This window comes from Anaeromyxobacter soli, from assembly GCF_022808855.1.
In the GTDB taxonomy this organism is placed as follows: Bacteria; Myxococcota; Myxococcia; order Myxococcales; family Anaeromyxobacteraceae; genus Anaeromyxobacter; species Anaeromyxobacter soli.
This window is the reverse complement of sequence record NZ_JAKZLF010000022.1, coordinates 1-2,467: the sequence shown is the minus strand read 5'-3', so window position 1 is coordinate 2,467 and position 2,467 is coordinate 1. Positions and strand designations below refer to the sequence as shown.

Sequence of the window (2,467 nt, the reverse complement as noted above, 5' to 3'; positions counted from 1 at the left end):
GCGGAAGCGGCGAAGCCGCTCGCGGCGTCGCACGGGACCCGGCGAGCCGGGGTGGGGCCCCGACGAGCTTCGCTCGGCGGGGCGGGGGCGCAGCCCCCGTTAAAGTGCCCGCTCGTGCTTGGGCGCGTCCCTCACTGCCCGGGCGGACTCCTCGGCCCGCTGCGTCTTGAGCTTCTTCATCCGCTTGCGGATGAGCTCGCGCTTCAGGCTCGAGAGGTGGTCCACGAACAGCGTGCCCTGGAGGTGGTCGGTCTCGTGCTGGAGCGCGATGGCGAGCAGGTCGTCGGCCTCGAGCTCGAACGGCTTGCCGTGGTAGTCGAGCGCTCGCACCCAGACCTTCGCGGCGCGGTCGACGTCCTCGGCCTCGCCGGGGATCGACAGGCACCCCTCGGTCCAGGTCGTCTCCCCCTCGTAGCGGACGATCTCCGGGTTCACGAGGTGGAGGAGCTTCTGCCCTTCCTGCCGCGGCGAGGTGTCGATGACGATGACGCGCTTCAGCACCGCGATCTGCGGCGCGGCGAGGCCGACGCCGTCGGCGGCGTACATGGTCTCGGCCATGTCGTCGAGCAGGCGGCGGATGGAGTCGTCCACCCGATCGACGGGCTTCGCGACCTCCTTGAGGATCGGGTCGGGCCAGATGACGATTTCACGCACCATGAGGTCAGGTCACTCCAACGAGTCCGGCCGCTTTCTTAATCCATGCGCGGGCCGGCCGCACCTCCCCGGCGCTCATTCACCCAGGCCGCCGAGGTACTCCGCGCGGAGCCGGTCGTCTGCGAGCACCTCGCGGGCGTCCGTGACGACGCCCTGGATCTCGTCGAGGACGGCGGGGAGGCCCTCTCCGCGCAGGCCCGCGTGCCGCGCGGCGTCGAGCTCGGCGGACAGGCGTTCGGCCGCCTCCCGGACCTCGTGCGGGGTGCACAGGCGGCCGAGCCCGAGGATGGTGAAGTAGTCGGCGCGTCGCACCTGATCGAGCTTCTCGCGGATCCGCGCCACGTCGATGGCCGCCGTGGCCGCGGCCACGGGGCGGCCCCCCTGCAGCACCCGGACGCGCAGCACCTCCACGAGGACGAGGGCGGCGAGGACCTGGCGGGTCGAGAGCGCGTCGAGCGGGCTCGCCGCGACGATCTCGTCGAGCGTCCGGAGGCCGTCGGCGAGCGAGACGGCGCGCCGCTCCTCCGGCGAGAGGCCGAGGTCCGCGACCGCGGGCGCGCCCTCGGCGGGGACGAGGAGGGTGCCCGGGCCACCGAGCACCTCGTCGACGCGCGCGGCGAGCCAGCGGCGCCTAACGCCCTCGACGGCGAGCGCGAGCGGGCCGCGCTCGAGGGCGATGCGCTCCTCGGGCGGCACGTGCGCCGCGGCCCAGCGGAACCGCGCCTCCGGCTCGGCGAAGACGCCGAACACGACCTCCTCGACGCGGCGGCGCACGAGCGAGGTGAGCTCCGTCGGCTTCAGGAACCCGCGCTCGAGCAGGAGCAGCGCCGCCCGGCGCGAGGGAAGCGCCGCGGCGGCGGCCGCGATCTGGCGGTGCTGGTCGCGCGTGAGGAGGCCGAAGCGGAGCGCCAGCTCCTCGATGCGGTCGGACGGATCGCCGCTCGTCGCGCCGACGACGCGGCCCTCCTCGAGATGGATCGAGCGCGACGCCTCGCCCTGGACGTCGATGCGGCCGCTCGCCTTCGTGCGCGCCGCGAGCGCGAGGAGCCGCGGGGCGGGCAGGTCGGCGAGGGTCCCGCTGCGGAGCTCGGCCGGCGGCGGGGGAAGCCGGGGGGTGGCGGCGTCGGGCTCGGGCGGATCCAGGAACTCCGGGGGCGCGGCCGCAGGCGCGTCGGCGGGCTCGCGGCCGCGCAGGGCGGCCACGCGCCGCCGCGCCGCGTCGTCGGACGGCGACGTGGCGGGGGCGGCGCGGAACGGGGCCAGAGCCTCGTCGGGGAACGGGAACGCCTCCGGCTCGCGGGCGGCCTCCTCGGCGATCCGGCGGAGCTCCTCCTCCGCGTCCTCCCTGCGCCGCGCCTCCTCGGCGCTGCGCCGGCGCAGGTCCTCCATCTCGGTGCGAGCGCTCTCGATCGCGCGGCGCAGCGTCTCTTCCTCCGCCTCGCGCCTGCGCGCCGCCTCCTCGGCCTCGGCGCGCGCCTCCTCGTCCGCGATGCGCCGGAGCTCCTCCGCGGCCTGCTCCTCGGCGGCGGCGCGCGCGATGACGCTCTGGATGCGCTGCTCCGCGGCGCGTCGCTCCTCCTCGAGCTGCACCCGGAGCCGCTCGAGCTCGCCCTCGAGCCGCCGGCGAGCGTCCGCCTCGCTCGCCGCCTTCTCCTCCGCGTCTCGCGCGCGGCGGGCCTCCTGGTCCGCCTCCCGGCGCGCGCGCTCCTCGGCGTCCCGGCGCTCCGTCTCGGCGCGGCGGGCGGCCTCCGCGGCCGCGCGCTCCTCGGCGGCGCGCCGCTCGGCGTCGGCGCGGCGCGCGGCCTCCGCGGCG

2 protein-coding genes are annotated in these 2,467 nt (G+C 76.7%); both read right to left on the bottom strand.

The window, feature by feature from the left end; all coding sequences use genetic code 11:
* Positions 1 to 99 precede the first annotated feature (99 nt).
* Positions 100 to 657: a peptide deformylase gene (def, locus tag MLV88_RS15195; RefSeq protein ID WP_242340330.1), complete on the bottom strand. Its 558-nt coding sequence runs from the start codon at positions 655 to 657 to the stop codon at positions 100 to 102.
* A 72-nt stretch (positions 658 to 729) separates the two neighbouring features.
* Positions 730 to 2,467 (bottom strand): DUF4388 domain-containing protein (locus MLV88_RS15190; RefSeq protein ID WP_243337885.1); only part of this gene is annotated, 1,738 nt, incomplete at its 5' end.